Raw genomic sequence first — 26595 nt, forward strand, 5'->3', positions numbered from 1 at the left:
AACAAAAGAATTAGGGCCAAAACTCTATAGTTTTAGCCCTAACTAATATAGTTTAATTAAAACATTTTATGAAACCGGCTCAACGATTTCATCAAATGGAGCCATGGCTTTCAATGCTTTTTCTACGGATGTTATTCGCTCAAAGACCAATAAGAGCCTAAGTCCGTTTCTGGTCTGCTTTTCCTTTATTTTACAGTGTTGCGGATGACTTTGCACAAATTGTAAGACTCTGGTGAAAACCGGACTTTGGTAAAAATGCGACTGCTGGTCCGAAATAAAGTAACCAATTAGCTTGCCTTTCTTCATTACTACTTTTTCAATACCTATGCTATTGGCAATCCATTTGATACGTACGGAATTCAGTAAATCTTCGGCTTCGGTAGGAAGCTCTCCAAAACGGTCTATTAACTGGGCCTCGAATTTTTGTAGGTTCTCTTCGTCCGTAATCTCGTTCAGATTTGTGTAAAGGGTAAGCCTTTCGGTAATATTATTGATATAATCATCTGGGAAAAGCAACTGGAAATCAGAATCTAGCTGGGTTTCTTTTACAAAAACTTTCTCCTTATGACCTTCTACTTCTTCATACAGGTCTTTAAATTCGTTTTCCTTGAGTTCGTCTATGGCTTCACCCAATATTTTTTGATAGGTTTCAAATCCAATTTCATTGATAAAGCCACTTTGTTCACCGCCTAATAGATCGCCGGCACCCCTAATTTCAAGGTCTTTCATAGCAATATTAAAGCCGCTGCCCAACTCCGTAAACTGGGCCAGTGCCTCAATACGTTTTCTGGCTTCTGCGGTCATGGATTCATAAGGAGGGGTGATAAAATAGCAAAATGCCTTTTTATTGCTACGCCCCACACGGCCACGCATTTGGTGCAGATCGCTCAGTCCAAAATTATTAGCGTTGTTAATGAAAATGGTATTGGCATTGGTAACGTCCAAGCCACTTTCTATAATGGTCGTGGATACCAGTACATCAAACTCGCCGTTCATAAAAGAGAGCATGAGGGCTTCCAATTTTTTTCCGTCCATCTGGCCATGACCAATACCTACTTTGGCATCGGGTACAAGGCGCTGAATCATACCTGCTACTTCTTTGATATTTTCAATGCGGTTATGTATGAAAAATATTTGCCCGCCGCGTTCTATCTCGTACCGAACAGCGTCCCGTATAACTTCTTCCCCAAAACGAATGACCCTGCTTTCAATCGGGTAACGGTTGGGCGGGGGTGTTTTTATGACCGACAGATCACGCGCGGCCATTAAGCTAAACTGTAGCGTTCTAGGAATAGGAGTAGCCGTTAACGTTAGCACGTCTACATTTTCTTTAATGGACTTTAATTTGTCTTTGACCGCAACCCCGAATTTTTGTTCCTCATCAACGATAAGGAGCCCGAGGTCTTTGAATTTTACGTTTTTATTGACCAATTGGTGCGTACCAATGATAATATCTACTTGTCCTGCTTCCAGCTTTTCCAAAGTTTCCTTACGCTCTTTTGCCGTTCTAAACCGATTCAGGTAATCTACGTTTACGGGCATCTCCTTAAGACGTTCCGCAAAAGTACGATGGTGCTGAAATGCCAATATAGTAGTTGGTACGAGCACGGCAACCTGCTTGCCATTGTCTACCGCTTTAAAGGCTGCACGGATGGCCACTTCGGTTTTTCCGAAGCCAACATCACCACAAATAAGGCGGTCCATGGGTCGCTCACTTTCCATGTCTCTTTTAAAATCTTCGGTAGCCTTGCTTTGGTCCGGAGTGTCTTCGTAAATAAAAGAAGCTTCTAGTTCTGTTTGTAAATAGCTGTCAGGGGCATATTGAAAACCTTTTTCCAAGCGTCTTTTGGCATAGATTTTAATAAGGTCAAACGCAATTTTCTTGACGCGGGTTTTCGTCTTTTGCTTGAGTTTTTTCCAAGCTGCAGACCCCAATTTGTAAATTTTAGGAACGGCCCCGTCTTTCCCGTTGAATTTGGATATTTTATGAAGCGAATGAATACTCACATACAGAATATCGCGCTCGCCGTACACTAGTTTTATGGCTTCCTGCTTTTTGCCTTCTACATCAATTTTTTGAAGTCCACCAAATTTCCCTATCCCGTGATCTATATGGGTTACATAATCCCCAATTTCAAGTTTGTTCAGCTCTTTTAGGGTAATGGCCTGCTTCTTTGCATACCCGTTTTTAAGGTTGAACTTATGGTAACGTTCAAAAATCTGATGGTCCGTATAACACACCAGTTTTTGGTCATCATCAATAAAACCTTGAAAAATGGGTGTTACCACGGTTTGATAATGGACCTTCTCATTGACCTCTTCAAAAATGGCCTGAAAACGTTTGGCCTGTTGGTCACTGGCGCAAAAAATATAATTGGTATACCCACGTGCTTTATAAGCATTGAGGTTTTCAATCAACAAGTCGAATTTCTTGTTGAAAGAAGGTTGCGGGTGCGTATTAAAATGAACGGTCGGGGCACTGCTGATCAATTCGGGGGTTGCAGAAGCTTCGGTAGTCATAAGCCCAAACCCTCTCAACTGTGATTTAAAATTTTCCGAATTCATAAAAAGCGCTTCGGGCTCTAAATGTTTGATGTCTTGCGAAAGTTTGGAAAAAGCTTCTATAGCCTTTCCAAAGAAATCATCCAGACGGTCAAAAATATAATCGGTGTTTTTGGCGAATATGACAGTATCCGAAGAAACGTACTCAAGAAAATTTTGTCTTTTCTCCTCTAGAAATTTACTGGCTACGTTAGGAATAACGTTTATCTTGTTCACCTTGCTCGTAGAGAGTTGTGTGTCTACATCAAACGTACGAATACTATCCACTTCATCACCAAAGAACTCTATACGGTAGGGCTCATCATTGGAAAACGAAAAAACATCTACAATTCCGCCACGCACCGAAAATTCACCCGGTTCCGTAACAAAATCCACCCTTTTGAACTTGTACTCAAAAAGTACCTCGTTAAGGAAATCCAGTGATAAGGTGTCGTTTAACTTAACTTTGAGCGTATTTTTTTCCAGTTCCCGCCGGGTGACGACCTTTTCAAAAAGAGCATCAGGATAGGTGACGATTATGGCCGGCTTTTTTCTGGAGTTGATACGGTTAAGAACCTCTGCACGCAAGAGCACGTTGGCATTGTCGGTTTCTTCTATTTGATAAGGCCTGCGGTAACTACCAGGATAAAAGAGCACGTCTTTATCGCCTATGATCTGCTCCAAATCGTTCAGGTAATAGGCAGCTTCTTCTTTGTCATTGAATATGAGGAGAAAGGGCTTGTTTGTTTTTTGAAAGACATCGGAAAAAGTAAACGACAGCGCAGAGCCGGAAAGGCCTTTTAGAATAATAGACTCAGTGCTTTTTGCGTTTTCCGTGAATTTTTGGGCAATAGTGTCCTGCAGTTTCTGCGTTTGCGGAGACTGAGAAAACAGTTGTTGAATAGAAGATTGCGTCAACCGTTAGTTTTTTAAGAACTTAAACGGATTTTGTTGTACCGGTCCGTTCAAGATGATAATACCTTGACCTGATAATGAACAGGTCTCTCGATTTTTGTGAGTGTAAAGGTAGCGAACTCGGCTCATGTTTTTGTACCCTATTAATCGGTTTTTTGTGTTGTATTGCTATAAATTAATGAACCCCGTGGTATAGCGTTCACAATTGTAGCGGTAGCATCAATAGGTTTCAGGTAAAAAAGGGAACTTGTTTGACTAATTCGAGGATTGCCGTTTGGTTGCGGTTGTGCTAAAAATGGATTCAGATGAAGGAACAAAAATATGATGTATTTGTGATAGGAAGTGGAACTGCCGGTAAGGTAGTTGCAAAAAAATGTGTTGATGCAGGCCTTACTGTAGCCATGGCGGATAAACGAGAATATGGCGGAACCTGTGCCAACCGGGGCTGTGACCCAAAAAAAGTGTTGTTGGGTGCCACTGAGTTATTAGAGACGAGCAACCAACTTCTAGGTAAGGGAATTAAAAGTATTCCTGATCTGAGCTGGAAAAAGTTGATGAAGTTTAAAGAAAATTTCACTTCTCCGGTGCCCAAAGCAACAGAAGAGGATTTAAAGGATAGAGGTATCACCTTATACCATCAATCGCCCGAGTTTCTGGATGAAAAGACATTATCCGTTGAGGGGAAAACTGTAAAAGCGGACAAGATTGTTATCGCAACAGGGTATGAGCCTAGAAAATTGAATTTCAAAGGGAATAAACATTTAAAGGCAAGTGATGACTTTTTGGGTCAAAAGAAGCTTCCAAAGAACATTACCTTTATCGGAGCGGGGTATGTGGGTATGGAGTTTGCACATATTGCTGCTAGAGCGGGCGCTAAGGTAACCGTAATAGATTCGGGCAAAAGGCCACTTAAGCCTTTTGATGCGGATTTGGTAAAAGAATTGACCTCCTATTCAAAAGACTTGGGCATCGAATTTATTTTTGGAGCTAAAATTACAGGCGTAAAAAAGGGTTCTAAAAACTACAAGATTGCTTACGATAAAAAAGGAAAATCAGAGATATTAAAAACGCGTTCTGTTTTTAATACGGCCGGTCGTATTCCTGCTATTGCAAAGCTGAAACTAGAAAATGGAAATGTAGCCTATGGCGATAACGGGATTGAGACAAACGCATATCTACAGAACAAAACCAACGAAAATGTATATGCTTGTGGGGATGTTGCGGATAAAGGTTTGCCGTTAACACCACTTTCTGGAATAGAAGGAAGTATAGTAGCAAACAATATTATTGAAGGTAACAAAAATGAGTTTGATGTACCGGTTACTCCTTCTGTGGTGTACACGTTACCAAATTTAGCTTCTGTAGGCTATTCCGAAGAAGAGGCAAAGGCAAGGTATAAAAATGTGATTGTCAATTTTGAGTCGGTGCCGGATTGGTTCAATGCCAAACGTGTTAATGCTCCGGTATACGCGTATAAAATTCTTCTGAATCAGCGTACTCAGGAAATTGTTGGTGCTCACCTTATTGGCCCTGAAGCTGGTGAGACTATAAATCTATTTGCTATGGCAATTAATCAAGGTATGACCGCTGATCAAATAAAAAAGACCATATTTACGTATCCATCATGGTCCAATGATATTAAATCCATGGTTTAAGCGCTTAATGCTTATTAAGTCGTTCCTTGAGTTTATGAGCTGGGCTGGTGTCTTTGTTTTTGATGGCATGTATCATTGAAGAAACAAACAGAATTACGGATGCAACAAGTGCTGAATAGGCAATTAGTTCATAATTTTCTTGGTGTCTAACAAATATTGCGATAAAAGCCCAAACGGCCACAAGTGCAAATTCGCGCATGTTCCGTTTCCAAGTGATGGTCAGATTTATCGCCGTGGCAATACCGAGAAGCATAAGTGTCCATACTTCTTCTGAAAATGAACCTCCGCTCCAACCCAATTTCATTAGATAAGCGGAAATATTAGCAATAGTTGCTACCGCAATCCATCCACTGTAGATACAGATAGGCCACCAAGTGAAAGCAATAATTTCAATAGGAGCGTCCCACCTTTCCATATTCGTATTCAGAATAATTTTAATGAGCGAAAATAGAATTCCGAGCATTATTAAAACAGATAATCCGGTATAATCGAATACAAAGGCCAGCACCCATGCCGCATTGAGCATGTTGGCGATAAAGAACCAATATCCCGTTTGATTAATAAAGTCACTTTCCTTTTTGCTGAAAAAAGCCCGTCTCACCTGAAAAATAGAATAGCCGATAAGACTTAAAAAGATGATTCCCCAAATGGAAAAAGCATATCCCGCAGGAGTAAAGAGATTATCATATTTGCTACTGATTTCTCCTATGGTAGTTCCATTCAACCGAAATGCTTGAGAAAGATAATTGACTAAAATCACTATAATTACCGAAAAAAGATTGAGGATAGAATATGTTTTGGCCATGTTTTTCTGCTTTGGACAAATGTAATCTGCTCAACTTATTTTAGTGTATCGCATCCCTTTTAAAAAGGACTTTTTTAATATGGGCAGGCATAAACGTTATACCCTAATGACCTCGTCATCAGCAATTACGAATATCTGGTCACTTTCTTGAGGTTCCAGAACATACGTCCCCGTAAATGCGCCAAAAGCGGGCAAAATCATTTGATTTTTTGTTTTGAAAAAACAAGGGAGTCTCAAGTGTTGACGCCCAAAACCCTTCAGTTTTATCGCAGGATGTATGTGTCCGCAAAAATTGAACAAACCTTCTCTTTCTTCAGGGTGGTGGGTCAGAAGAAAGTCTTCTACGATTAGTTCGTCAAATTGGTCTATTTCCAATGCTTCAAATCTTTCAGGAGCTATGATGTCATGATTGCCGGTAATCAATGTGATTTTTGATGGGGTTTTTGCCACCCAATTCTCGAATAATGCCCATTCTTTATTAATGTGCGAATGAAACAGGTCTCCCATAAAACATACATTGAAAGGTTGGTAGGTTTTGATGAGTTCGTCCATCAAAATATAATTTTTATGTACTGCATATTTTGGAACCGCGGCACCAAATTTTCTAAAATGAGAAACCTTTCCTAGATGCACATCACTTATGAGAAGCGTTGATTTTTCCTTCCAAAAAAGTGCCCCTGAAGGGTGCATGGTAAAATGGTGTTTTTTTATTTCCAAAGATGGGGCCATAACGAACAAAGATACTAAAAGGATGAATGACCCGTTTTGTTAAAAATCAAATAACAAAAACCACAAACCTTTACTTATGAAAAGAAGTTTTATTTTACTCAGTGCAATTACCCTTGGTTTATTTTCTTCATGTAGTGATGACGATAGTTCAGAAAGCCCAGAAGATGCATTGATAGGCTCTTGGCAGCTTGTTTCAGAATCGGAAAATGACGACCCCTTTGAACTGGATAATTGTGATTTGGAAGAGACTGTAATTTTTAAATCTGATGGAGTTTTTGAATATATAGATTACGATCCTGCTGAAGGTAATGAGAATGAATGTGTGGTAGATGATAATGATAATTTCTCTGGGAAGTGGGAAATAACTGATGCAGGTAAATTGTTTACTGCTGAAGATGGCTTTGATGGAGAAACTGCTGATTATACAATTTCAGGAGATCAGCTTACTATTTCAACTGTAGACCAGGATGAAAATGGCACTTATGTTTATAAAGCGACTTACAAAAAGAAATGATATAAGATTGAGCACAACATAAGCTTATTTTGTTGAAGATAATCTGCCTGCTAAGTCCTAAGGATTAGCAGGTTTTTTTTGCTCTTATTTTTTCATTAGAATCTTGGTCATCCGCTTAATACGATCGGCCAATTTTTCCGAACTCAGTTTTTCTCTCAGTCTGTCCGTTATAATCGGAAACGAAAAGGGAGTGGCTTTTGAACATTCCTTCCAGACAATAGTTTGATGTTCAATTCGCGTAAGGGCCATTCGTAAACGCCCTTCTTCCAATTGATGCTCAAAAGTTTCAGTGAAAGCCTGTTGAAAGAGTAGGTTGTCGGCCTCATAATCCTTAAAAACATCAAATAATAACTGGGAATTGCTTTGCAGGTGCTTCATTTTAATACCCTTATTCGGATAACCGGTAAAGACCATACCGCTTATCACGGCGATATCACGAAATTTACGCCGTGCCATTTCGTTGGAGTTGAGGCTCTTCTGCAAATCGGACAACATATAATCCGTAGTAAACAAATCATTGTCCAAAACCGCTTGAATGTCTATGGGCTTATCGCTCAACATCTCAAAACCGTAGTCATTGAATGCCAAGGAGACCGTTATAGGTTGCAACAGACTAATTCGGTAAGACAGCAAACTACTCATAGCCTCATGAACGGCCCTGCCTTCAAAAGGGTAGAATATGTGGTGGTACCCGTCTCGGGTCTTAAAGGTTTCTATTAAAAATTCTGCAGGTGTGGGAACGATACTTTCTTCCCGCTGCTTGTCAAAAATAGGTTTGAGCGATTTTAATTCCGGACCTTGCAAGTCATTGGCAGCAGCTTTGTATAGTTCTTGACGAAGCAATTCTGACATCTGTGCCGAAAAACTAAGTCGGCCTCCCATCCAACTAGGAACCTTATTCGTCTTTTTAGTGGAGTTGCGTACATGGGCCTGCATGCCTTTAATGCGGATAAATTCCAAATTTCTTCCAGCAAATGTAAAGACATCCCCTCGTGTCAATTTAGAAATAAAATACTCTTCAATGGAGCCGATGTAGCCTCCGGTTTGGTATTTGACGGTAATGGTGGCATCACCAACAATCGTCCCGATTTGAAAACGATGGCGCATGGCAATACCGCGGTTGTTCACCTTAAACTTGCCATCATCTTCAACCTCCACTTTTTTATATTCGTCATAACTGCTTAGACTTTGGCTGCCCATCACCAAAAAATTCAGTAGCCATTGCCATTGGTCTTCGGTAATACCTTGGTAACAAAAAGTTCGTCTTATTTCAGGAAAAATATCATTGGGATAAAACCCGTCCGAGATGGCCAAAGTGGTCAAATACTGAAGGAGTACATCAAAACTGTTGAGGTAGGGCAGACGGTCTTCCACGGCATTATCCTTGACGGCCACCTGCAGTGCGGATGCTTCAATAAGTTCCATGGCGTGGGTAGGTAAAAAATGAATGACACTTTCTTTTCCGGGTCGGTGGCCACTACGGCCCGCACGTTGTAAAAAACGGGCTACGCCTTTTGGTCCGCCAATTTGTATAACCGTTTCTACGGGAGCGAAATCCACACCCAAGTCCAAACTAGAGGTACAGACCACGGCTTTAAGACTCTCGTTTCGGATGGCCTGTTCTACCCAAAGCCGCGTTTCTTTGTTGATGCTTCCGTGGTGCATGGCTATCTCTCCTGCATATTCTGGGTGTTTTTCCAAGATTTTCTGGAACCATATTTCACACTGGCTACGGGTATTGGTAAATAGCAGGGTAGTTTTGCTATTGTTGATAATTGGCACAACATCTTCCAGTAAATGGAGTCCTAGGTGCCCACGCCACGGGAAGGTTTCCATTTTCTTGGGAATGATGCTCTTTACCTTGATTTTCTTTTTGATATTCGCCCTTATCATGACGGAATTTTCCAAGGCATCGGTCTGTGGGCCTAATAATACTTCCCGAGCTTGGTCCAGGTTGCCAATTGTTGCTGATATTCCCCAAATACGGAGGTCTTTGGATATGGTTTTCAAACGGGATAAGGCCAGTTCCATTTGAACACCTCGTTTGGTGCCTAATAGTTCGTGCCATTCATCAACCACGATTGCAGAACAGTCTTTAAAAATCTTATCGTAGCCCTTTGTAGCCAATAAAAGCTGAAGACTTTCAGGCGTTGTAATCAGTAGATCGGGCATCTGTTTTTTCTGTCCTGCCCGTTCTTTGGCCGTTGTATCACCGGTTCTTATGCCTACGGTCATCTGGGTTTCCAAATCTGCGGTGACCCGTTCTGCTGATTGCCTGATTTCTTGGGAAAGCGCCCGTAAAGGGGTAATCCAAATTGCTTTTAAGCCTTTTTTGTGTTTGGTCTTGTACTGCGGATTTTTCTTGATGTAGTTTAAGACAATAGGAAACCAGAGTGCATAAGTTTTACCACTGCCCGTAGGAGCGTTTAATAGTCCGTTTTTACCTTGTAGGAAAACTTTCCAAGTATCTTTTTGAAACTTGAAAGGCTTCCAGTTTTGTTGGTCGAACCAATTTTGTGCGACTTGATAAAGTTCTTCTCTGTTCATCGTTGAATTAAGGAATCATCGACTTTAAATCGTCTAAGGAATTGGCTTCATGAATACTTTTGTCTTTGCGCCATCTCAATATCCTTGGAAACCTAGTAGCCACACCGCTTTTGTGCCTCTTGGATAAGGCTATGCCCTCAAATGCAATTTCAAACACGTGATGAGGGGTAACCGAGCGAACGGGTCCAAACCGTTCCAAAGTGTTTTTCTTGATCCAAGCATCAACTTTTCTAAATTCTGCATCGGTCAATCCTGAATAGGCTTTGGCAAAAGTAACCAGTTCTTTTTCACCTTCGTCATTTTCGTTCCATAGAGCAAAGGTATAATCGGTAAACAGATTACTGCGTCTACCATGTCCTCGCATGGCATAGGTTAGGACGGCATCAATGGTCAACGGGTCTACTTTCCATTTCCACCAATCCCCTTTTTTTCTTCCCACTAAATAAGGGGAGTCCTTACGTTTAAGCATGAGTCCTTCGCTGAACATTTCCCGGGAGCGTTCCCTCTCCTTGGCGACTTCTTCCCACGAGCTAAAATGCATCGTTTCGGAAAGGTGAAACGGTATGTCTAAATTGTTCGTCTTTTGGTATAATTTTTCTAAAATGGCTCTGCGCTCAGCAAATGGTTTGTTTCTAATATCATTTCCCTCCCATTCCAGAATATCGTAGGCCTTTAGGATAACGGGTACCTTTTTAAGTAAGGCCTTAGAAACGGTCTTGCGTCCAATGCGTGTCTGCAAATCGTTGAAAGTGCCTATTTGTCCATCAATATAGGGTAGAATTTCCCCGTCTATCACCGTGCCATTGGGAATGGTTGTTTTAAATTGATTGAACTCAGGATATTTATCGGTCACCAATTCTTCACCACGGCTCCAAACAAACAGCTCGTCATTTCTAAGAATTACCTGCGAACGTATGCCATCCCATTTATGTTCTGCGGACCACAGGCTGACATCGCCCAAATCTTCCGGCTCATCCTCAATAGCATACGCAAGATAAAACGGGTAGGGTTTGGACAGATAATCGCTTTCGTTTTCTTCTAAAATAAGCTCTTGAAAGCTAATTACGTTAGGGTCCCAGTTACCCATAAGTTTATAGGCCAAAATATCTTCATCTATTTTAGTGGCCTTTGCCAATGCCCTAGTCATTAATTTCTGGCTTACACCAATGCGAAACCCTCCGGTAATCAATTTGGTGAAAACAAAACGCTCATAATAATCAAGTACTTTCCAGTTTTCAAAGAGGTAGGTTTTTTTATCATTGTCCGATTTCTTTTTTAATGCTATCATCTCCTCCAAAAATTGGGTCAATGTTTTTTCTGTGGATGTTTTGCTGGATGGAACAATGAGAGCGATGGTTTCGGCCAAATCGCCCACAATGTGATAGCTTTCCTCAAACAACCAAAGTGGAATGTTGGCCAGTTCGGAAGCCCATTCCCGCAATAGGGTGGTGTTTACGGGACGAGGTGGGCGACGATGCGATAAAATGGCAATCGTCCATACTTTGTCCTTGTCGCTCGCTGCCAAAAAATAACTCGTTAAGGCCTGGACCTTAACATTGGTCTTATTGGTGCTGTCCAAGGTTTTTATCAATGCGGCAAAACCGCGCATACCAAGTTCTTTCAATTCAAAAACGGTAGTATTATCAATTTCCGATATAGTTTGTTCTTGCTTCATGAGGTCTGGGTTTCAAGGGGTGTGGTCTCTTCTGGGGTAGCGCTGTCTTCCTCATCACCGTATTGGGTTTCTTCCGTACGGGCGTCATAACCCTTTTCGCGCAGGTATCTTGAAAAGATTTCGGTATACCCGTGGGTGCAAATGATTTTTTCCGCTCCCGTTGCCTCAATGCTGGATAAGAGTCCCTGCCAGTCGCAGTGGTCGCTCAGAACAAAACCTTTGTCAATGGCCCTTCTGCGGCGGGCTCCCCTAAAAGTCATCCAACCGCTTGCGGAAGCCGTTACGTAGGGAACCATTTTACGGATCCAAGTACTGCCGTGTGCACTGGGCGGGGCCAGAACAATATTTCCAAGAAGCTCCTCTTTTTTGGTTTCCTTGGTAATTAAGGTCGTTTCGGGAAAATCCACTAATGGGCGAAGCACTTGGGTCATGTTCTCAATGGCCCCATGGGTGTATATCTTGCCTATATCCGTGTCTAGATATTTGAGTAGTCTTTGTGCTTTTCCTAAGCTGTAACCAAATAGAATTGAGGTTTTTCTCCCGGCCTGGTTATCTGTCCACCACTGGTTGATATCTTCAAAAACCTCTTGCTGGGGAGTCCATTTAAAAGCGGGTAGGCCAAAGGTGCATTCCGTAATGAAGGTATCGCATTTAATGGGTATGTAGGGGGTGGAGATACCGTCGTTCTCGGTTTTGTAATCTCCTGTAAACACCCATACTTCGCCCTTATGTTCTACTCGAATTTGTGATGAACCAATAATATGGCCAGCAGGATGAAGGCTGAATTTTACATTATTGATGGTAAAGGATTCTCCCCATTCCCTACCGGAAACATTGATTTCCCCAAGACGGTGACTGATTATGGGTACATTTCTATGATGTGTAATATATTGTTTATGTCCCCACCTGCTATGGTCTGCATGACCGTGAGAGATTATGGCTTTATCTACAGGTTTCCACGGGTCTAGATAAACCTTGGCGGCACTGCAATAAATACCTTTATCGGTGAATTCAAGAAGCGGTTTTTTCATGTTCATTGAATGTTACGTAATATTCTGAAATGCCATCCGTATACATCAAGATGTGGTGTAATGCCAAAAGGCGGGTTCAAAATAATCATATGGGAGGAAGGGAATGACCTCTAAAAAAATTATATTTGCTGCCAATAAAATTAATACATATGGCAATCGCAGATTTATATACTAGTGGAGAGCACAGAAGAAACTTAGCACATTTTGCGGCTATTGCAACTTTGGCTAGTGTAGACGGAGAAATAAGCTCGGAAGAAAAAAGTATGTTGGACCGTTTTGCGGCAAAGTTCGATATAACCGAATCCGAGTATAAAGAGGTGATGAAAAAGGAGAATAAATATCCTATTGACCCACCACATACTTCAGAAAACAGATTGGAGCGTCTTTATGATCTTTTCCGTATTATCTTTTCTGACCATCACATAGATGATGAGGAAATGGTACTATTAAAAAAGTACGCTATCGGACTTGGTTTTTCAGGAGAGCAGGCCGATAAGGTAATTGAGAAGTCTGTTGCTATTTTTAGCGGAAGAATAGATTTTGATGATTATTTATACCTTTTGAAACACTAAGGTAAAGCATAAAAGAAGCCCGGAAAATAAATGGTTTCCGGGCTTTTTTGTTTTTAGGATGCTTTTGGGTATTTGGTGTAATCAATGGTATTTGTCTAGAAATTCTTGTAGTTTTTCTACCATTTTTCTACTTCCGCAGAAGAAAGGCACACGTTGGTGCAATTCTGTAGGAACAATATCTAAGATGCGGGTCTTGCCACCAGTTGCCAGTCCGTTGGCCTGTTCAGCTAAAAACGCCATAGGATTACATTCGTATAAAAGACGCAGTTTGCCCTCTTGGGTTACACTACTTTTAGGATACATGTAGATACCGCCTTTAATCATATTTCTATGAAAATCGGAGACCAAAGAGCCAATATACCTTGAGGTATAAGGTCTGTCTCCTTCTTCGGCCTGGCAATATTTAATATAATCTTTTACCCCTTGGTGAAAATGCACGTATTTACCTTCGTTTACGGAATAGATAGTTCCATTTTCAGGAAACTGCATGTTAGGGTGCGATAGATAGAAGGTGCCAATAGCGGGATTCAATGTAAATCCGTTTACGCCATCTCCCGTAGTATAAACAAGCATGGTTGAAGTTCCGTACACCACATATCCTGCAGCTACTTGCTTATTTCCGGGTTGTAGGAAATCCTCAATGGTAACGGGTGTACCTACAGGGGTAACTCTTCGGTAGATAGAAAATATAGTACCTACGGAAACATTTACGTCTACGTTAGACGATCCGTCCAAAGGGTCTATCAGTACTACATATTTGTTTTGGTTATCCTCGTCGTTACTGTTAATGGCTATAAAATCATCCTCTTCCTCAGAAGCTATTCCACAAACAATTTCCCTGTTAGCTAAGGTGTTTATGAATTTTTCATTGGCAAAGACATCTAACTTCTGTTGGTCTTCCCCTTGAATATTAGTCTCACCGGCTTTTCCAAGAATATCCACTAGACCGGCTTTGTTTACCTCGTGGTTAACCACCTTTGCCGCCAAACGAATGGCATTGATTAATTTTGAAAGCTCTCCAGATGAGTATTTAAACGAATCTTGATTTTCAATAATAAACTCTCCGAGCGTTTGGTTTTTTTTATGGTGCATGTTTAGGCTGTTTATTTGACCACAAATATCGGCTATTTTGTGAAACTATGTTCCATTGGTTTAGATTTGAATGTTTAAATTTATAACTTCGTGTTTTATTTATAACAATTATGAGCTATTCAATTCGTGAAGCCCAAGAGGGTGATATGCCGCAAGTACTGACATTAATTAAAGAACTAGCTGTTTTTGAAAAGGAATCCAATGCTGTTGAGGTAACCGTAGAGGATTTGAAAAACGATGGTTTTGGTGAAAAAAAACTTTTTCACTGTTTTGTTGGTGAGACCCAAGAAGGGATTGTGGGTATGGCTTTGGTCTATCCAAGATACTCTACTTGGAAAGGACCGGTAATTCACCTAGAAGACCTTATTGTTACGGAAAAGATGCGTGGTAGTGGCCTGGGAAGTGCCCTTTTAAAAGAAGTGGTCAATTATGGGAACGACTTGGGTGTACGAAGAATCTGTTGGGAAGTATTGGACTGGAACGAGCCGGCCATTGCTTTCTATGAAAAAAATGGGGCAAGGGTAATGCGCGACTGGGACGTGGTGCAATTAGACGAGAACGGCATTAAAACATTTTTGGAACTCCAATAAGGTCTATTGTAATGAACTACGATGGTAAAAGATTCCGCCCGGTGCAGAATTCCGATAACGGGGAAACTACACAAGAGACTATTTTTGAGTATCGCCAGACAGGCAACATTCTCACTTCTGAGTATGCAGGAGGTAAGATTGTAAAAGGCCATCTCATAGGTTTGGTAGATGAAAACGGAAATATAGACATGCGCTACCATCAAGTAAATACAGATGGAGCATTAATGACAGGCACATGCTTGTCTAAGCCAGAAATAAACAAAGAAGGAAAAATAAAGCTACATGAAAGTTGGCAGTGGACCTCTGGAGATGGTTCCCGAGGTACATCTATTTTAGAGGAGCTTTAATCTTTTTAGTATAAAAAATTTAAGATAAATAGTAAAACATATGCGAGTATTTAAGTTTGGCGGTGCATCGGTAAAAGATGCTGATGGAGTAAAAAACGTGGTGAATGTACTAAGGCAAACAGGCCATGAGAATACTATGGTTGTTGTATCCGCCATGGGCAAAACTACCAATGCTATGGAAGCAACGGTAAATGCCTATTTTAATGATAAGTCCGCTTTAACGGCTGCTTTTCAAGAAACAATAGCATATCATGATGCTATTCTTAGAGACCTTTTTTCAAACAATGGCCATGAGGTATTTGCTTTGGTCAAAGGTTTGTTTGATGAGGTACAAGGCTTTTTGGCTTGGAACAAATCGCCCAATTATAATTTTGTGTACGACCAAGTCGTGGGTTATGGCGAATTAATTTCAACAACTATCCTCAATGCCTATTTGAATGATGTAGGGATAAAAAGCAACTGGGTGGATATTCGAGATTTTATAAAAACCAATGACAGTTATCGTGATGTTTCCGTAAACTGGGAGAAGACCCAAGACCGCATTTCCAAAGGTATAGATAAATCCAAATTGAACATTACCCAAGGTTTTTTAGGTAGTGATGACAATAACTTTACAACTACTTTGGGTAGGGAAGGTTCGGATTATACCGCGGCTATATTGGCCTATTGCTTAAATGCGGATTCGGTTACTATTTGGAAAGATGTACCCGGTGTACTTAATGCCGATCCAAGGTATTTTTCCGAAACCCAACTGTTGAACAACATATCTTATCGTGAGGCCATTGAGCTTGCGTTCTACGGAGCATCCGTAATACACCCAAAAACGTTACAGCCTCTGCAGCAAAAAGAGATTCCACTTCACGTAAAATCATTTCTAAATCCAAAAGATTCAGGTACCACTGTAGGTAAAGGAGTTGGCATAGAGCCAAAAGTGCCTTGTTTTATCGTGAAGAAAAATCAAGTTCTTATGAAGCTTTCCTCATTGGATTTTTCGTTCATTGTAGAAGATAGTATAAGTGAACTTTTTAAGTTGTTCCATGACCACAAGATGAAGGTAGACCTGATACAGAATTCCGCAATTAGTTTTTCGGTTTGTGTCGATAATCGTTTTGGACGTTTAGAGGATCTTTTAAACTTACTTAAAAGCAGGTTCAAGGTCGTGCACCATGAAGGCGTATCTCTCTATACCATAAGGCATTTTGATGAAAAGGCTATTGAGTCTTTGCAAAACGGACACGAAGTTCTTTTAGAGCAAAGGGGTAAGGAGACACTACAGTTGGTGGTAAAGTAATATTGATCGTGTAAGTCTAAATTTGTTAAAAAGGGAGTCTCCTCTAGTGTTTTTCCTATCTTAGCGGTCACCTAATTGATAAAAGAACTATGGGTTTAGTGACCGCAAAAGAAGTGGCCAAAGCTACCAAACTTGATAAATACGGGGTTTTTGGTACGTTTTCGGCTTGGATACTGCTTAAGGTCACGATGATTTCTAACATGAACAGGAGGTATGATAAGATGAGCCATCTAGAGGGCTCGGAATTCTTGGATGCCGTTCTTGAAGAGTATGAAATTGATTATGAAATACCCGAGGAAGACTTAAAACGTTTGCCAAAAGAAGGGCCTTTCATTACGGTAAGCAACCACCCTTTAGGAGGGATAGATGGTATAGTCTTATTAAAGTTGATGCTGGGCCATAGGTCAGATTATAAGGTAATGGCCAACTTCTTGTTACAGCGTTTTAAACCCTTGGCACAGTACATTTTTCCGGTAAATCCGTTTGAAGACCGTAAAGAGGCCAAGAGCAGTATTTCGGGATTTAAGAAGGCCATGTTGCATCTAAGGCAAGGTCACCCCGTTGGGATATTTCCTGCAGGAGAGGTATCTACTCGCAAAGAGGGTAAAATAGCGGTAGATAAACCTTGGGAAGAAACGGCTATTAAACTTATTAGAAAAGCAGAGGTACCTGTTGTTCCCATTTATTTTCACGCCAAGAATAGTAAATTGTTTTATCGCCTGGCAAAGATTGGTGGGGTGTTCCGTACCGCAAAGTTGCCTTCTGAAGTATTTTCGCAAAGAAACAGACCTATTAAAGTACGTATTGGTCAGCCTATTTCCGTGGCAACTCAGAAAGAACAGGAAACGTTGGAAGAGTATTCCGAGTTATTGCGGAGAAAAACATACATATTGGCCAATGCTTATGAAAAGGAGAGGTTAATAGATCAAATACCCACATCTCTAAAGTTACCCAAACAGCCTAGAAAAATAGCCCAGCCCGTTAGAGGAGAGGTTATAGAGGCCGAGATCGAAAAGCTTGTTGAGAATGATAGGCGAATGGTGCAAAGCAAGAACTATGAGGTGTTTTTGGCACCTGCGGATGAAATTCCGTTTACGCTTCAAGAAATTGGTCGTCAAAGAGAGATTACTTTTCGTGAAATTGGCGAGGGCACCAACAATTCTATAGATATTGATGAGTTTGATGCGTACTATCACCATATGTTTTTGTGGGATAACGAGGCAAAGGTAATTGCCGGAGCCTACCGTATGGGGCTTGGTTCTGAAATCTTTGCCAAGTATGGCATAGATGGGTTTTATCTTCAAGATTTATTTCGGTTTGAGCCTGAACTTTTTGGTATGATGAGCAAGTCCATAGAAATGGGAAGGGCCTATATCGTAAAGGAATATCAATTAAAACCTATGCCGTTGTTCTTGCTCTGGAAGGGTATTGTACATACTACGCTGCGTCATCCGGAACATAAATATTTAATTGGTGGAGTGAGTATCAGTAACCAATTTTCCAACTTTTCTAAATCGTTAATGATCGAGTTTATGAAGAGTAACTATTGGGATCCCTATGTAGCCCAGTATGTACGACCTAAAAAAGAATTTAAGGTAAAGTTGAAGGATGCCGATAAGGAGTTTGTTTTTGATGAGACCCAAGCTGATTTAAATAAGTTTGATAAATTGATCGATGAGGTAGAACCAGGAAATCTTAGGTTGCCCGTTCTCATTAAAAAATACATCAAGCAAAATGCGAAAGTAGTTGCATTTAATGTAGATCCATTGTTTAACAACGCTATAGATGGGTTAATGTACATTAAGATCGCAGATTTGCCCGAGAGTACGGTAAAACCTGTAATGGAAGAGTTTCAGGCGGAACTGGAGCGTAAGTTTATGGAGGCGCAACAAAACATTTAGGGGGCTGTTTTAAATTAATCTACGCCCACTACAGTACTTCTTCTTTCAAACAATAGGTTGTCTTTCCAGAGACCGTCTCTTTTACCAATACTTTCACGTTTTCCTATATACCTAAAGCCCATTTTTTCATGAAGTCTGATGCTTCCCTTGTTTTCGGGAAATATCCCGGATTGCAGTGTCCATAGCCCGTTCTCTTCGCTTTGCATGATTAGGGCTTGCATAAGTTTTGAACCTATGCCTTTTCCCCGTGCCTCTTCAGAGATGTAAATGCTGACTTCGCCAACACCTCCATAAACACAGCGGCTAGATACCGGCGAAAGTGCCGCCCAACCCAAACACTTTTCTTTTTCAACAGCTACTATTCTACAATGGTTAAGGTGCGCTTTATCCCATGCTTCGTATGTGGGAGTTTGTTGTTCAAACGTGGCGTATCCGGTTGCCATGCCATCAACGTAAATTTTAGAAACGGAAGGCCAATCTTCGGGGAGCATGGCCCTTAACTGAATTTCTACCATAAAAAAGTTGAAAATTATAGACTTTTAAACCAATCTTGAAAATACTCACCTACCACAACTGTGGGGTCCATTTTATTACTGGCCGCATTTATAAGGCTCATAACGATTAATACCAGTCCGATCACAGCGGCAAAACAACCTACAATGGGGATAATACTTAGAACAATGGTCAGCAGCCAAATGCCAAGGGTCTGTCTAATGTAGAAACTTCCAAATTCTGTTCTGTTCTGCGAGTTCATTATGAGTGCCACAATCCACCCTATTACTGTAATATGTGCCACAATGGCCACAATTTTGCCGTTATCGGGACTGTTAGGGTCAAAGGTCTTCTTTACTTCTTCTTGAAATTCGTTTGCGGCTTTTTTGGCATCTTCTGCAAAGTCTTATCCAAATTCTTTTTTTTCGTCGGACATCGTGTTGGTTGTTTTGGTTATTCTGTTCTTAAATGTAAGTCGTTTTTTCGATTATAAAAAAGCCTTGTCAATAGGCTCCCACAATTCTAGTTTGTTGCCTTCGGGGTCTAAGATCCACCCGAACTTACCGTATTCGTATTCCTCTATTTCGCCCACTACGGTAACCCCTTCCTCTTTTAAAACCTCAAGCAACTCAACCAAATTTTCAACCCTAAAATTCATCATGAACTGTTTCTTGCTAGGTTCAAAATAGTTGGTATTCTCGTTCATAGGGCTCCATTGGGTAGAACAGTCGTTTCCCTCTTTATCTTTCCACCAAAACGTACAACCATATTGGTCCGTATTAAGTCCTAAATGTTCTTTATACCATGTCTTTATCCCGTCAGGGTCTTTTGTTTTGAAAAAGAAGCCTCCTAAACCTGTAACTCTGTTTTTCATATGAATCCGTTCTAAATTTATGAAATGATTGCTAATGGTAGATGGTAGTCAATATAGTTACTTTTTGGTTCTTGTATTTTTTTCATACAATGCGATCCAATCATCTACGCTCATTTTTGTACTGAGTTCAGCAATGAGTTCATAAGGTATGTCTGTCATAGATTTAAACCGAATACAGCTTTTGCCCATGTCCAGTTTGCGTTTGCAATGTTTTGGATACTCCGCTACAAACCAATCATAGAGTTCTGGATTAGCATAAATTCCCGAATGGTATAATGCTACAAAATTCTTTTGAGAAGCTAAGTTTATAAAGGGAAGTGGAAGTTTGGGATTGCAATGGTAACCGTCAGGATAAAGGGAGTATGGTACTACGTAGCCAAGCATTCCGTAGCTTATTTGTTCCTCAAATCCAGTAGGAAGATGGTCCAAAATTGTTTTTCTCAATTTGGATATGACTTCTTGGCGTTCGGCAGGAAGCTGTGCAATATAAGCCTCAGGTGAATCTGCTTTATAATTCATGATCAAACGTGTTGGTCTATTAAAATAGGATTTCCGTCCGGGTCTTTTAGCATACAGGAAGCCGGTCCGGAGGAACTTTCATCTGCCTCAACATCTAATTGTAAACCTTGGGCCTTAAACTTTGCTTGAAGTTCCCGAACATCGGTAAAGGAATCCAAGGGTTCTGCGTTGGAATTCCAGCCGGGATTAAAAGTAAGGATGTTTTTATCGATCATGCCTTGAAATAGACCAATAGTGGCATCACCATTTTTCAGGATTAGCCAATTTTGAGCAATATCTCCGGCAAAAACAGAGAAGCCCAAAGTTTCATAGAATTGCTTTGAAACCTGAATGTCCTTGACATTCAGGCTTACCGAAAAGTTACCTAATTGCATTGCTTTTTTATTTTGGATGAACAAACTATACGCTCCATAATCCGATTGGGGGAACGTACATGCAATTTGGATTATGGTCTTCTAAGTTAGCAAAATTTTGCTTTTACCTTATCTACTACGGTCTGTGCCAGTTTTTCTAGACTTTCTACGGTCCATCCGGCTACATGGGGTGTGAGCAATACGTTTTCTGCCTGAATAAGATATTGAAACGCTTCTGGTATCTGACTAAGGTCTGCTGTGCCATTGGCGTGGGTCGTGAACATATTTTCAAAAGAGGCCTTTTCGTACTCCAATACATCTAGACCCGCACCCAAAACTTTACCTGATTTAAGGCCTGAAACCAAATCTTCGCTAACCACAGCTTTACCTCTTGCCGTATTCATTAACCAAAACGGTTTGTGGAATTTTCCTATAAACTCAGTATTGATCATGCCAATGGTAAGTTCCGTTTGGGGTACATGTAGGCTTAATACGTCTGTACGTTGGTGCAGTTCCATAATACCAACTTGGCGGGCATTTTCATCGCCTACACCACCTTGTATGTCATAACAAATAACTTCTACATCAAAACCGCGCAGTTTTTTTGCGAATGCCTTGCCCATGTTGCCATACCCAATAATACCAACAGTTCTGCCATCTAGTTCTATGCCACGGTTGCCTTCGCGGTCCCATTTTCCGGAGCGAACTTCTTTGTCTGCTTTTTGTAGTTTGTTGAAAAGAGACAGAAGCATTCCCAGCGTATGTTCCCCTACAGCATTTCTGTTACCTTCAGGCGCCGCTGCCAAGAATATACCATTGGCTTCGGCATGGCGTACATCAATGTTTTCCAGTCCCGCACCCAGTCTTCCTATAAATTGAAGTTTGGACGCTTTGTTCAGAAATTCACTGTCAATACTAAATCTACTGCGAATGATGAGTCCGTCATATTCATGAATTTTAGCTTCAATTTCTGCTTTAGAAGAAGTGTAGTCTTCATCGTTCTGAAAACCTAGTTCATTAAACTGTTCTATTAAGAGCGGATGGTTGACATCCACATGTAAAATCTTCATTTTTCCTTCCATAGTGTTCTGGCGTTTTGTGTCTTTTCAAATTAATCATACAAACCCTATTGTTTCCATATGGAACGGCTCATATATTGAAAAGGATGTTTGGTCTACCTGAGGCGGTATTTTTTTTTCAGATGGATAATAATTAAATGGTCTTCTCCACTGAATAGCGAACAAAGGTAATGAAATACATGCTTTGGTCTAGATGCCCAACACCAATTTTGCAATGGAGAAATAAATGAGGATACCAAAAATGTCATTACTGGTCGTAATAAACGGTCCTGTGGCAATGGCAGGGTCAATGCCTCTTTTATGCAAAAACAATGGGATGAAGGTGCCAATGAAGCCCGCCACTAGGATAACGGCAATTAAAGAGAGGCAAATGGATAGAGAGGTGAGGAAATCACCCTTCCATAACCAGGTAAAAAGTAATAAAATGGTAGCAAGGATAGTACCGTTCAGGAGTGCTAAAAGCAACTCTTTTATAAGGCGATTCCCAACGCTGCCCTTTAAATCATCATTAGCCAGACCTTGTACAACTATGGCGCTGGATTGTACCCCAACATTACCGGCCATTGCCGCAATTAACGGGGTAAAAAAGAACAATACGGCATGTTTGCTGATCATTTCTTCAAAACCGCCCATGATACCCGCTGCGCCAATACCGCCCACTAGGCCTAAAAATAGCCAAGGTAGTCGTGCTCGGGTAAGGTCCCAAATGCTATCATCTGCCTCTACGTCTTGAGATATACCGGCAGCCATTTGGTAATCCTTCTCGGCCTCTTCACGAATAACGTCTACAATATCATCAATAGTAATACGGCCTACCAATCTTCCTATTTCGTCAACTACGGGAATGGCTTCCAAGTCATATTTTGACATGATTTTTGCTACTTCCTCAGGTTTTTCGTTAACGTTTACCGAATCAACTTTTGGAATATACACTTCACTAATGTGCGTGCGTGTAGAGGTAGTAAGTAAATCTTTTAAAGATAGGCGTCCTTTTAGTTTGTCCGTATCGTCTACTACGTAAATGGAGTGGACACGGGTAACGTTCTCGGCCTGGGCGCGCATTTCTTTTACACATTTGAGTACGTCCCAGCTCTCGCGTACTTTTACAAGCTCTTTGGCCATAAGTCCGCCGGCAGAGTTTTCATCATAACGTAAAAGGTCTACAATATCCTTGGCGTGTTCCCGGTCTTCCAATTCGGAAATAACTTCTTGGATAATCTCATTGGGAAGTTCTCCAATAATATCCGCGGCATCATCCGTATCCAACTCATCCAGCTCTTCTGCAATTTCTTTTGCGGAAAGATTGTTCAAGATGGACTCCCGTACGTCTTCGTCCAATTCTGTTAGGACATCTGAAGTTTTATCGCTCTCAAGAAGTTTAATCAGATAGGTGGCTTCATCTTCGTTTAACTCATTGATGATTTCGGCAATATCGGCATAATGTATTTCCTCCATCAGGTTTACCAAGCTGGTATCTCCTCGGGATTCAATTAGCTGCTCGATTTCAGCTAGAAGTTCATCTGTGAGTTTAAATGGCGTCATCCTATCTTATCATATAAAGCATTTATGAAGAAACTGCGGCAAAGCTAAAGAAAAAGGCTTAAAGCACTGTGCTCTTTACGATTTCTTAGCACGCTTTATAGATAAAAATCACCCTATAAATTTGTCAAGATTATAATTATAGGAAAATAAAGTATATACAGACCAAAAATACCTAGTCTAGATCCAAGGCTATTTTTTTTGTAAGTGCAACAAAATCCGTCACGCTAAGTTGCTCGGGACGTTGGTCAAAAATAATATCTCCCCTAAGTTCCGGTGAGAGGTTAAATACTTTTAAACTGTTCCTTATGGTTTTTCTACGTTGGTTGAATGCGGCCTTAACCACTTTAAAGAATAATTTTTCATCACAATCTAACGTGAAATTCTTTTTACGGACCAAACGGAGCACCCCGGACTGTACTTTTGGTGGAGGGTCAAAAACTTGGGGCGAAACCGTGAACAAATATTCGGCATCATAATAGGCCTGCACCAGTACGGATAGAATACCATAGGTTTTGTTGCCTTCTCCTTCGCAAATACGTTTGGCAACTTCCTTTTGAAACATACCGGAAAATTCAGGCACCTGTGCTTTCATTTCCAGCATTTTAAAAACAATTTGTGTAGATATGTTATAGGGGAAGTTTCCGGTTATGGCAAATTGTTCCTCACCAAAAATCTCGGTAAGGTCATACTTTAGAAAATCGGCTTCAATTACCTGGAGCGTACTTTTTCCTGCCATTGCCTTGGGGTGTTCCAAGGGGAAACTATGATTGAGATAGACAATAGAATCGGCATCCAGATCCATTGCTACTAGATTTATGTCTTGCAGCAACAGGTATTTGGTTAGTACACCCGTTCCAGGCCCTATTTCAACTACATTCCTATACCCGTCCAAAGAAAGGGTATCCGCAATTTTTTGGGCTATTTCTTCATCTTTTAGAAAGTGTTGCCCTAAGTGCTTTTTAGCTTTGACTGGACTGTCTTCTTTCCATGATTTTGTATGTGTCTGTTCGTACTGCTTTTTCTTTTTCTTGCCCATATTTTCTTCTCAAGCCTTTACATAAACCCAAGCTATTTTGCCCGATTTTAAGCCGACTTCAATTTTTTTGTATGCCTCTCCCTCATAGAGGTCGGCCATTGTTAACTCGCTTTGCTTAAGCTCATAAACAATGCCCTCAATTTGGTCTTCCCTGCTGTTCGTTTTTTCGGCAACGAGGTATCTGCCCATTATTTTGTCAGGGGAAATTCTAAACGCTTCTAAAACATCCTGCTCTCCTTTTAAGGTACGGCCAAAAACCTGTTCCTGTACGTTCAGGTCTTGAAGTGTACCGTAAGTAAAAAGGTATTGCATGGTACTAATGTTCGCTTACCACCTCCATTTCGGTTCTGAACGAAACGAATTTATTTGGAAATTTTTTGTGTGCATCTTCGCGCAATCTGGGAGCGTCCTCAGAATAATAGCTTTCCAGTACTTCTCTGCTCAGCGTTGTAAACTGAACCGAATAACTAACCCCGCCCATATCCTCTTCTATCAGAATTTTGCTCATTTTGGCGTTCAGGAACTTGCCTGTAGCCAATACGTCCGGAATATGGACTTCACGCATCCATATCAGCCATTCGTCATGAACTGATTCTTCTATATTTGTTGTTACATTGTATATGTACATAGTGTTGGTTTTTATTTTAATTTACAGCATCGCCCCGCAACATTCTAAAATTCTTTCTCGCCTGTGGAAAATAATAACTGTCTTGATAGTTATAAATAATTTTCTCGTAATGCGACTTAGCTTTTTCAGGTTGATTTAGTTTATTTCTATAGAGTTCTGCCAGTGCAAAATGAGCGTCGTCCGCTAGAATACCATTGGCGTAGAATTCAGTTATTTTTTGGTAGTTGTATTCGGCAGCTTCGTAGGCTTTGGTGCTTTCTAAAAGTTCACCTTGTTTTAGAAGGGCCTCGTCCTCAATTTTTTCGCCTTTATGGTTTTCAAGAATGTCATTAAGTTCCGTAATGGCCTCTTTGGTTTTATTCTGGTAGGCCAAAAGGTCTGCCCGGGCATATTTTTTAAGAGCAGTTTGGGTTGAATCTTCCAGTGAGTTATCCGAAATTAATAAACTCAGCTGCATGGCATCATTGGCTATAAGCTGCGATGTTGAGCTTCTGAGCACTTTTAACTGGGTGAGGGCCCAATCAAAATCGCCTTTGTAAAAACTGGTCTGGGCCACTTTAAACCGTGCATTTTGCCCCAGCACATCATTTTTTAGATTTTGCTGTATTTGTGAAAAATAGATGAGCGCCTCATTAAATTTTTTATCATATACCAAAATATCTCCCAATGCCAGTTTTACGAAAGCTTTTCCACGGGCGTTTAACGGAAGCTCTAAACTTTGTTTTAGAATTTTGATAGCTTGCTCTGGAGTTTCTTGTTTAAAGGTCAAAAAGTTGGCGTAGGCAACCTGTAATTGTAAAGTCTGGGCCTTGTAACCATGAATATTTATCAGATTGTTAAATTGCTTTTCTACCGCTTCTAAACTTTTTTTTGTGGGCTCTAAAAGTTGAATGTCTATAAGGTTCAGTTGTGCATTAAGTTTAGTGACCTCGTCTGCACTGTTATCCGCAATGTATTGAAAGATTTCTTGAGCGGTGTCGGTTTCGGAGTCCTCAAGAGCTAAATTCCCAAGGGCATTAAGGCGTTGCATATTAGAACCTTCTAAGCGTTTGTAAATAGCCTTTTCCTGACGAAAGGCGCTACTATACTGCTTTTGTTGTACAAATAGCCAGCTCAAAAGCTCGTTCCAAAGAATATCCGGATTCTTTTGCGCATTCTGCAATAGCGTTTTTTTAAGGATAAGGTTGTTCTCGTTTTCAGCATCCGCAGTTATAAAATCATCAATATTACGAAGCACGTTAGATTTTGATGTTTTGCCCTCGCTAATGAGGTTTAAGTAGGATACGTACATTTTCTCAATATTGCCCTGTTCTCCGTAAATACGGGCCATTTGGTAATTGTAATCCAGCTGGGGGTTGAGTTCCATAGCCCTGGTGTAGGCCTTAAGGGCTTCGTCTAACAAAGCGTATTTCTGAAAGCGGTAGCCAATACCATATCCATAATTAGGATTTTCATCTATTTTAGCGATTGCTTTCTCGTAGTATGCCTTGGCCTTTTCCGGTTGGTTCTGTAATCTGTAATTATACCCCATTTCAATAAATAGTGTAGGGTATGCCCGGGCATTTTTTAATTTTTCCAGCAAAAAGTTTTCGGCATCCGTATAACGTTCCAATTGTTGGTAGGTGGCTATAAGAGCTTCTGTATAATCTGTTCTACTAGGATTTTTATCCGTTAGTTTTTTATAGTACACCACGGCCTTTTCATAATCACCATCATTAAAATACTGTTTGGCCAAGAAATCATCTTGGGCCACAGTAGAGAAGGTAATAAGAAGAATGGCGATAGTATGGAGAGCCTTCATATATGAAATTTAACAAATTTAAGGCAGCTTGGGAAAAGAATCTGTTAAGGGGACTATAATTTGGGA

At 40.6% G+C, this 26595-nt stretch carries 25 protein-coding genes; 7 read left to right on the forward strand and 18 right to left on the reverse strand.

Annotated elements, in window-relative coordinates:
- Positions 1-66: 66 nt before the first annotated feature.
- Positions 67-3459 (reverse strand): transcription-repair coupling factor, encoded by a 3393-nt coding sequence (gene mfd, locus KO513_RS12940; protein ID WP_215913709.1) that lies wholly within the window; start codon positions 3457-3459, stop codon positions 67-69.
- Between the two features lie 302 nt (positions 3460-3761).
- On the opposite strand from mfd, the gene KO513_RS12945 reads away from it, so the two are divergent.
- The gene (locus KO513_RS12945; protein WP_215913710.1) at positions 3762-5111 is read left to right on the forward strand and encodes a dihydrolipoyl dehydrogenase family protein; all 1350 of its coding nucleotides are present in this window, start codon (positions 3762-3764) and stop codon (positions 5109-5111) included.
- Between the two features lie 4 nt (positions 5112-5115).
- Here KO513_RS12945 and KO513_RS12950 read toward each other — a convergent pair whose 3' ends face one another.
- Together KO513_RS12950 and pdeM are read right to left on the reverse strand one after the other, a co-directional pair.
- Complete coding sequence (locus KO513_RS12950; protein WP_215913711.1) at positions 5116-5916, reverse strand: tryptophan-rich sensory protein; 801 nt, start codon at positions 5914-5916, stop codon at positions 5116-5118.
- A gap of 96 nt (positions 5917-6012) precedes the next feature.
- Positions 6013-6645, reverse strand: coding sequence for a ligase-associated DNA damage response endonuclease PdeM (gene pdeM / locus KO513_RS12955; RefSeq protein WP_215913712.1), 633 nt, complete (start codon positions 6643-6645; stop codon positions 6013-6015).
- 76 nt (positions 6646-6721) lie between these two features.
- Here pdeM and KO513_RS12960 point away from each other — a divergent pair, with 76 nt between their 5' ends.
- Positions 6722-7159, forward strand: coding sequence for a lipocalin family protein (locus tag KO513_RS12960; protein WP_215913713.1), 438 nt, complete (start codon positions 6722-6724; stop codon positions 7157-7159).
- 84 nt (positions 7160-7243) lie between these two features.
- Here KO513_RS12960 and KO513_RS12965 read toward each other — a convergent pair whose 3' ends face one another.
- The 3 genes from KO513_RS12965 to KO513_RS12975 all read right to left on the reverse strand — a co-directional run bounded on the left by KO513_RS12965 (position 7244) and on the right by KO513_RS12975 (position 12412).
- Positions 7244-9706 (reverse strand): ligase-associated DNA damage response DEXH box helicase, encoded by a 2463-nt coding sequence (locus KO513_RS12965; protein WP_215913714.1) that lies wholly within the window; start codon positions 9704-9706, stop codon positions 7244-7246.
- A gap of 7 nt (positions 9707-9713) precedes the next feature.
- A complete protein-coding gene (locus KO513_RS12970; RefSeq protein ID WP_215914030.1) occupies positions 9714-11315 on the reverse strand; it encodes an ATP-dependent DNA ligase in 1602 nt (533 codons plus the stop codon).
- Between the two features lie 62 nt (positions 11316-11377).
- Entirely contained in the window at positions 11378-12412 is a 1035-nt protein-coding gene (locus KO513_RS12975) for a ligase-associated DNA damage response exonuclease (RefSeq protein ID WP_215913715.1), read from the reverse strand.
- A gap of 149 nt (positions 12413-12561) precedes the next feature.
- On the opposite strand from KO513_RS12975, the gene KO513_RS12980 reads away from it, so the two are divergent.
- Positions 12562-12984 carry a TerB family tellurite resistance protein gene (locus tag KO513_RS12980; protein WP_215437513.1) on the forward strand — a complete coding sequence of 141 codons (423 nt, stop codon included), beginning with the start codon at positions 12562-12564 and terminating at the stop codon, positions 12982-12984.
- An 81-nt stretch (positions 12985-13065) separates the two neighbouring features.
- Here the strand turns inward: KO513_RS12980 and fbp are convergent, their stop codons facing one another.
- Entirely contained in the window at positions 13066-14076 is a 1011-nt protein-coding gene (gene fbp, locus KO513_RS12985) for a class 1 fructose-bisphosphatase (protein WP_215437515.1), read from the reverse strand.
- Positions 14077-14186: 110 nt separating this feature from the next.
- Here fbp and KO513_RS12990 point away from each other — a divergent pair, with 110 nt between their 5' ends.
- From KO513_RS12990 to KO513_RS13005, 4 genes are all read left to right on the forward strand, one after another.
- Entirely contained in the window at positions 14187-14666 is a 480-nt protein-coding gene (locus tag KO513_RS12990) for a GNAT family N-acetyltransferase (RefSeq protein ID WP_215913716.1), read from the forward strand.
- 41 nt (positions 14667-14707) lie between these two features.
- Entirely contained in the window at positions 14708-15013 is a 306-nt protein-coding gene (locus tag KO513_RS12995; protein ID WP_371735718.1) for a n-acetylglutamate synthase, read from the forward strand.
- A 40-nt stretch (positions 15014-15053) separates the two neighbouring features.
- Entirely contained in the window at positions 15054-16304 is a 1251-nt protein-coding gene (locus KO513_RS13000) for an aspartate kinase (RefSeq protein ID WP_215913717.1), read from the forward strand.
- Positions 16305-16393: 89 nt separating this feature from the next.
- Positions 16394-18205, forward strand: a complete 1812-nt coding sequence (locus KO513_RS13005) for a GNAT family N-acyltransferase (RefSeq protein WP_215913718.1) — start codon at positions 16394-16396, stop codon at positions 18203-18205.
- Between the two features lie 14 nt (positions 18206-18219).
- On the opposite strand, the gene KO513_RS13010 is transcribed toward KO513_RS13005, so the two are convergent.
- From KO513_RS13010 to KO513_RS13060, 11 genes are all read right to left on the reverse strand, one after another.
- On the reverse strand, positions 18220-18720 hold the full coding sequence (locus KO513_RS13010; RefSeq protein WP_252735789.1) for a GNAT family N-acetyltransferase: 501 nt from the start codon (positions 18718-18720) through the stop codon (positions 18220-18222).
- A gap of 14 nt (positions 18721-18734) precedes the next feature.
- Positions 18735-19001 (reverse strand): hypothetical protein, encoded by a 267-nt coding sequence (locus tag KO513_RS13015; protein WP_215913719.1) that lies wholly within the window; start codon positions 18999-19001, stop codon positions 18735-18737.
- A 183-nt stretch (positions 19002-19184) separates the two neighbouring features.
- The gene (locus KO513_RS13020; RefSeq protein ID WP_215913720.1) at positions 19185-19571 is read right to left on the reverse strand and encodes a VOC family protein; all 387 of its coding nucleotides are present in this window, start codon (positions 19569-19571) and stop codon (positions 19185-19187) included.
- 57 nt (positions 19572-19628) lie between these two features.
- On the reverse strand, positions 19629-20090 hold the full coding sequence (locus KO513_RS13025; protein WP_215913721.1) for a DUF1801 domain-containing protein: 462 nt from the start codon (positions 20088-20090) through the stop codon (positions 19629-19631).
- A 2-nt stretch (positions 20091-20092) separates the two neighbouring features.
- Positions 20093-20464: a VOC family protein gene (locus tag KO513_RS13030; RefSeq protein ID WP_215437538.1), complete on the reverse strand. Its 372-nt coding sequence runs from the start codon at positions 20462-20464 to the stop codon at positions 20093-20095.
- A gap of 86 nt (positions 20465-20550) precedes the next feature.
- Positions 20551-21513, reverse strand: a complete 963-nt coding sequence (locus tag KO513_RS13035; RefSeq protein WP_215438209.1) for a 2-hydroxyacid dehydrogenase — start codon at positions 21511-21513, stop codon at positions 20551-20553.
- A 198-nt stretch (positions 21514-21711) separates the two neighbouring features.
- The gene (mgtE, locus tag KO513_RS13040; protein WP_215437540.1) at positions 21712-23064 is read right to left on the reverse strand and encodes a magnesium transporter; all 1353 of its coding nucleotides are present in this window, start codon (positions 23062-23064) and stop codon (positions 21712-21714) included.
- Positions 23065-23236: 172 nt separating this feature from the next.
- Positions 23237-24100: a 16S rRNA (adenine(1518)-N(6)/adenine(1519)-N(6))-dimethyltransferase RsmA gene (gene rsmA, locus KO513_RS13045; protein WP_215913722.1), complete on the reverse strand. Its 864-nt coding sequence runs from the start codon at positions 24098-24100 to the stop codon at positions 23237-23239.
- Positions 24101-24109: 9 nt separating this feature from the next.
- Complete coding sequence (locus tag KO513_RS13050; protein WP_215913723.1) at positions 24110-24412, reverse strand: gamma-glutamylcyclotransferase family protein; 303 nt, start codon at positions 24410-24412, stop codon at positions 24110-24112.
- 4 nt (positions 24413-24416) lie between these two features.
- Positions 24417-24728 (reverse strand): DUF4286 family protein, encoded by a 312-nt coding sequence (locus tag KO513_RS13055; protein ID WP_215913724.1) that lies wholly within the window; start codon positions 24726-24728, stop codon positions 24417-24419.
- 16 nt (positions 24729-24744) lie between these two features.
- The gene (locus KO513_RS13060; RefSeq protein ID WP_215913725.1) at positions 24745-26529 is read right to left on the reverse strand and encodes a tetratricopeptide repeat protein; all 1785 of its coding nucleotides are present in this window, start codon (positions 26527-26529) and stop codon (positions 24745-24747) included.
- Between the last annotated feature and the right edge of the window lie 66 nt (positions 26530-26595).

Source organism: Zobellia sp. B3R18, assembly GCF_018860715.1.
GTDB classification, from domain to species: Bacteria; Bacteroidota; Bacteroidia; order Flavobacteriales; family Flavobacteriaceae; genus Zobellia; species Zobellia russellii.

What these genes read in the sequence shown, in the direction of transcription:
- KO513_RS12945 (WP_215913710.1), top strand. Translation starts at nt 3,762, where the DNA reads ATGAAGGAACAAAAATATGATGTATTTGTGATAGGAAGTGGAACTGCC.
- KO513_RS12950 (WP_215913711.1), bottom strand. Translation starts at nt 5,916, where the DNA reads ATGGCCAAAACATATTCTATCCTCAATCTTTTTTCGGTAATTATAGTG.
- pdeM (WP_215913712.1), bottom strand. Translation starts at nt 6,645, where the DNA reads ATGGCCCCATCTTTGGAAATAAAAAAACACCATTTTACCATGCACCCT.
- KO513_RS12960 (WP_215913713.1), top strand. Translation starts at nt 6,722, where the DNA reads ATGAAAAGAAGTTTTATTTTACTCAGTGCAATTACCCTTGGTTTATTT.
- KO513_RS12965 (WP_215913714.1), bottom strand. Translation starts at nt 9,706, where the DNA reads ATGAACAGAGAAGAACTTTATCAAGTCGCACAAAATTGGTTCGACCAA.
- KO513_RS12970 (WP_215914030.1), bottom strand. Translation starts at nt 11,315, where the DNA reads ATGCGCGGTTTTGCCGCATTGATAAAAACCTTGGACAGCACCAATAAG.
- KO513_RS12975 (WP_215913715.1), bottom strand. Translation starts at nt 12,412, where the DNA reads ATGAAAAAACCGCTTCTTGAATTCACCGATAAAGGTATTTATTGCAGT.
- KO513_RS12980 (WP_215437513.1), top strand. Translation starts at nt 12,562, where the DNA reads ATGGCAATCGCAGATTTATATACTAGTGGAGAGCACAGAAGAAACTTA.
- fbp (WP_215437515.1), bottom strand. Translation starts at nt 14,076, where the DNA reads ATGCACCATAAAAAAAACCAAACGCTCGGAGAGTTTATTATTGAAAAT.
- KO513_RS12990 (WP_215913716.1), top strand. Translation starts at nt 14,187, where the DNA reads ATGAGCTATTCAATTCGTGAAGCCCAAGAGGGTGATATGCCGCAAGTA.
- KO513_RS13000 (WP_215913717.1), top strand. Translation starts at nt 15,054, where the DNA reads ATGCGAGTATTTAAGTTTGGCGGTGCATCGGTAAAAGATGCTGATGGA.
- KO513_RS13005 (WP_215913718.1), top strand. Translation starts at nt 16,394, where the DNA reads ATGGGTTTAGTGACCGCAAAAGAAGTGGCCAAAGCTACCAAACTTGAT.
- KO513_RS13010 (WP_252735789.1), bottom strand. Translation starts at nt 18,720, where the DNA reads ATGGTAGAAATTCAGTTAAGGGCCATGCTCCCCGAAGATTGGCCTTCC.
- KO513_RS13020 (WP_215913720.1), bottom strand. Translation starts at nt 19,571, where the DNA reads ATGAAAAACAGAGTTACAGGTTTAGGAGGCTTCTTTTTCAAAACAAAA.
- KO513_RS13025 (WP_215913721.1), bottom strand. Translation starts at nt 20,090, where the DNA reads ATGAATTATAAAGCAGATTCACCTGAGGCTTATATTGCACAGCTTCCT.
- KO513_RS13030 (WP_215437538.1), bottom strand. Translation starts at nt 20,464, where the DNA reads ATGCAATTAGGTAACTTTTCGGTAAGCCTGAATGTCAAGGACATTCAG.
- KO513_RS13035 (WP_215438209.1), bottom strand. Translation starts at nt 21,513, where the DNA reads ATGAAGATTTTACATGTGGATGTCAACCATCCGCTCTTAATAGAACAG.
- mgtE (WP_215437540.1), bottom strand. Translation starts at nt 23,064, where the DNA reads ATGACGCCATTTAAACTCACAGATGAACTTCTAGCTGAAATCGAGCAG.
- rsmA (WP_215913722.1), bottom strand. Translation starts at nt 24,100, where the DNA reads ATGGGCAAGAAAAAGAAAAAGCAGTACGAACAGACACATACAAAATCA.
- KO513_RS13050 (WP_215913723.1), bottom strand. Translation starts at nt 24,412, where the DNA reads ATGCAATACCTTTTTACTTACGGTACACTTCAAGACCTGAACGTACAG.
- KO513_RS13055 (WP_215913724.1), bottom strand. Translation starts at nt 24,728, where the DNA reads ATGTACATATACAATGTAACAACAAATATAGAAGAATCAGTTCATGAC.
- KO513_RS13060 (WP_215913725.1), bottom strand. Translation starts at nt 26,529, where the DNA reads ATGAAGGCTCTCCATACTATCGCCATTCTTCTTATTACCTTCTCTACT.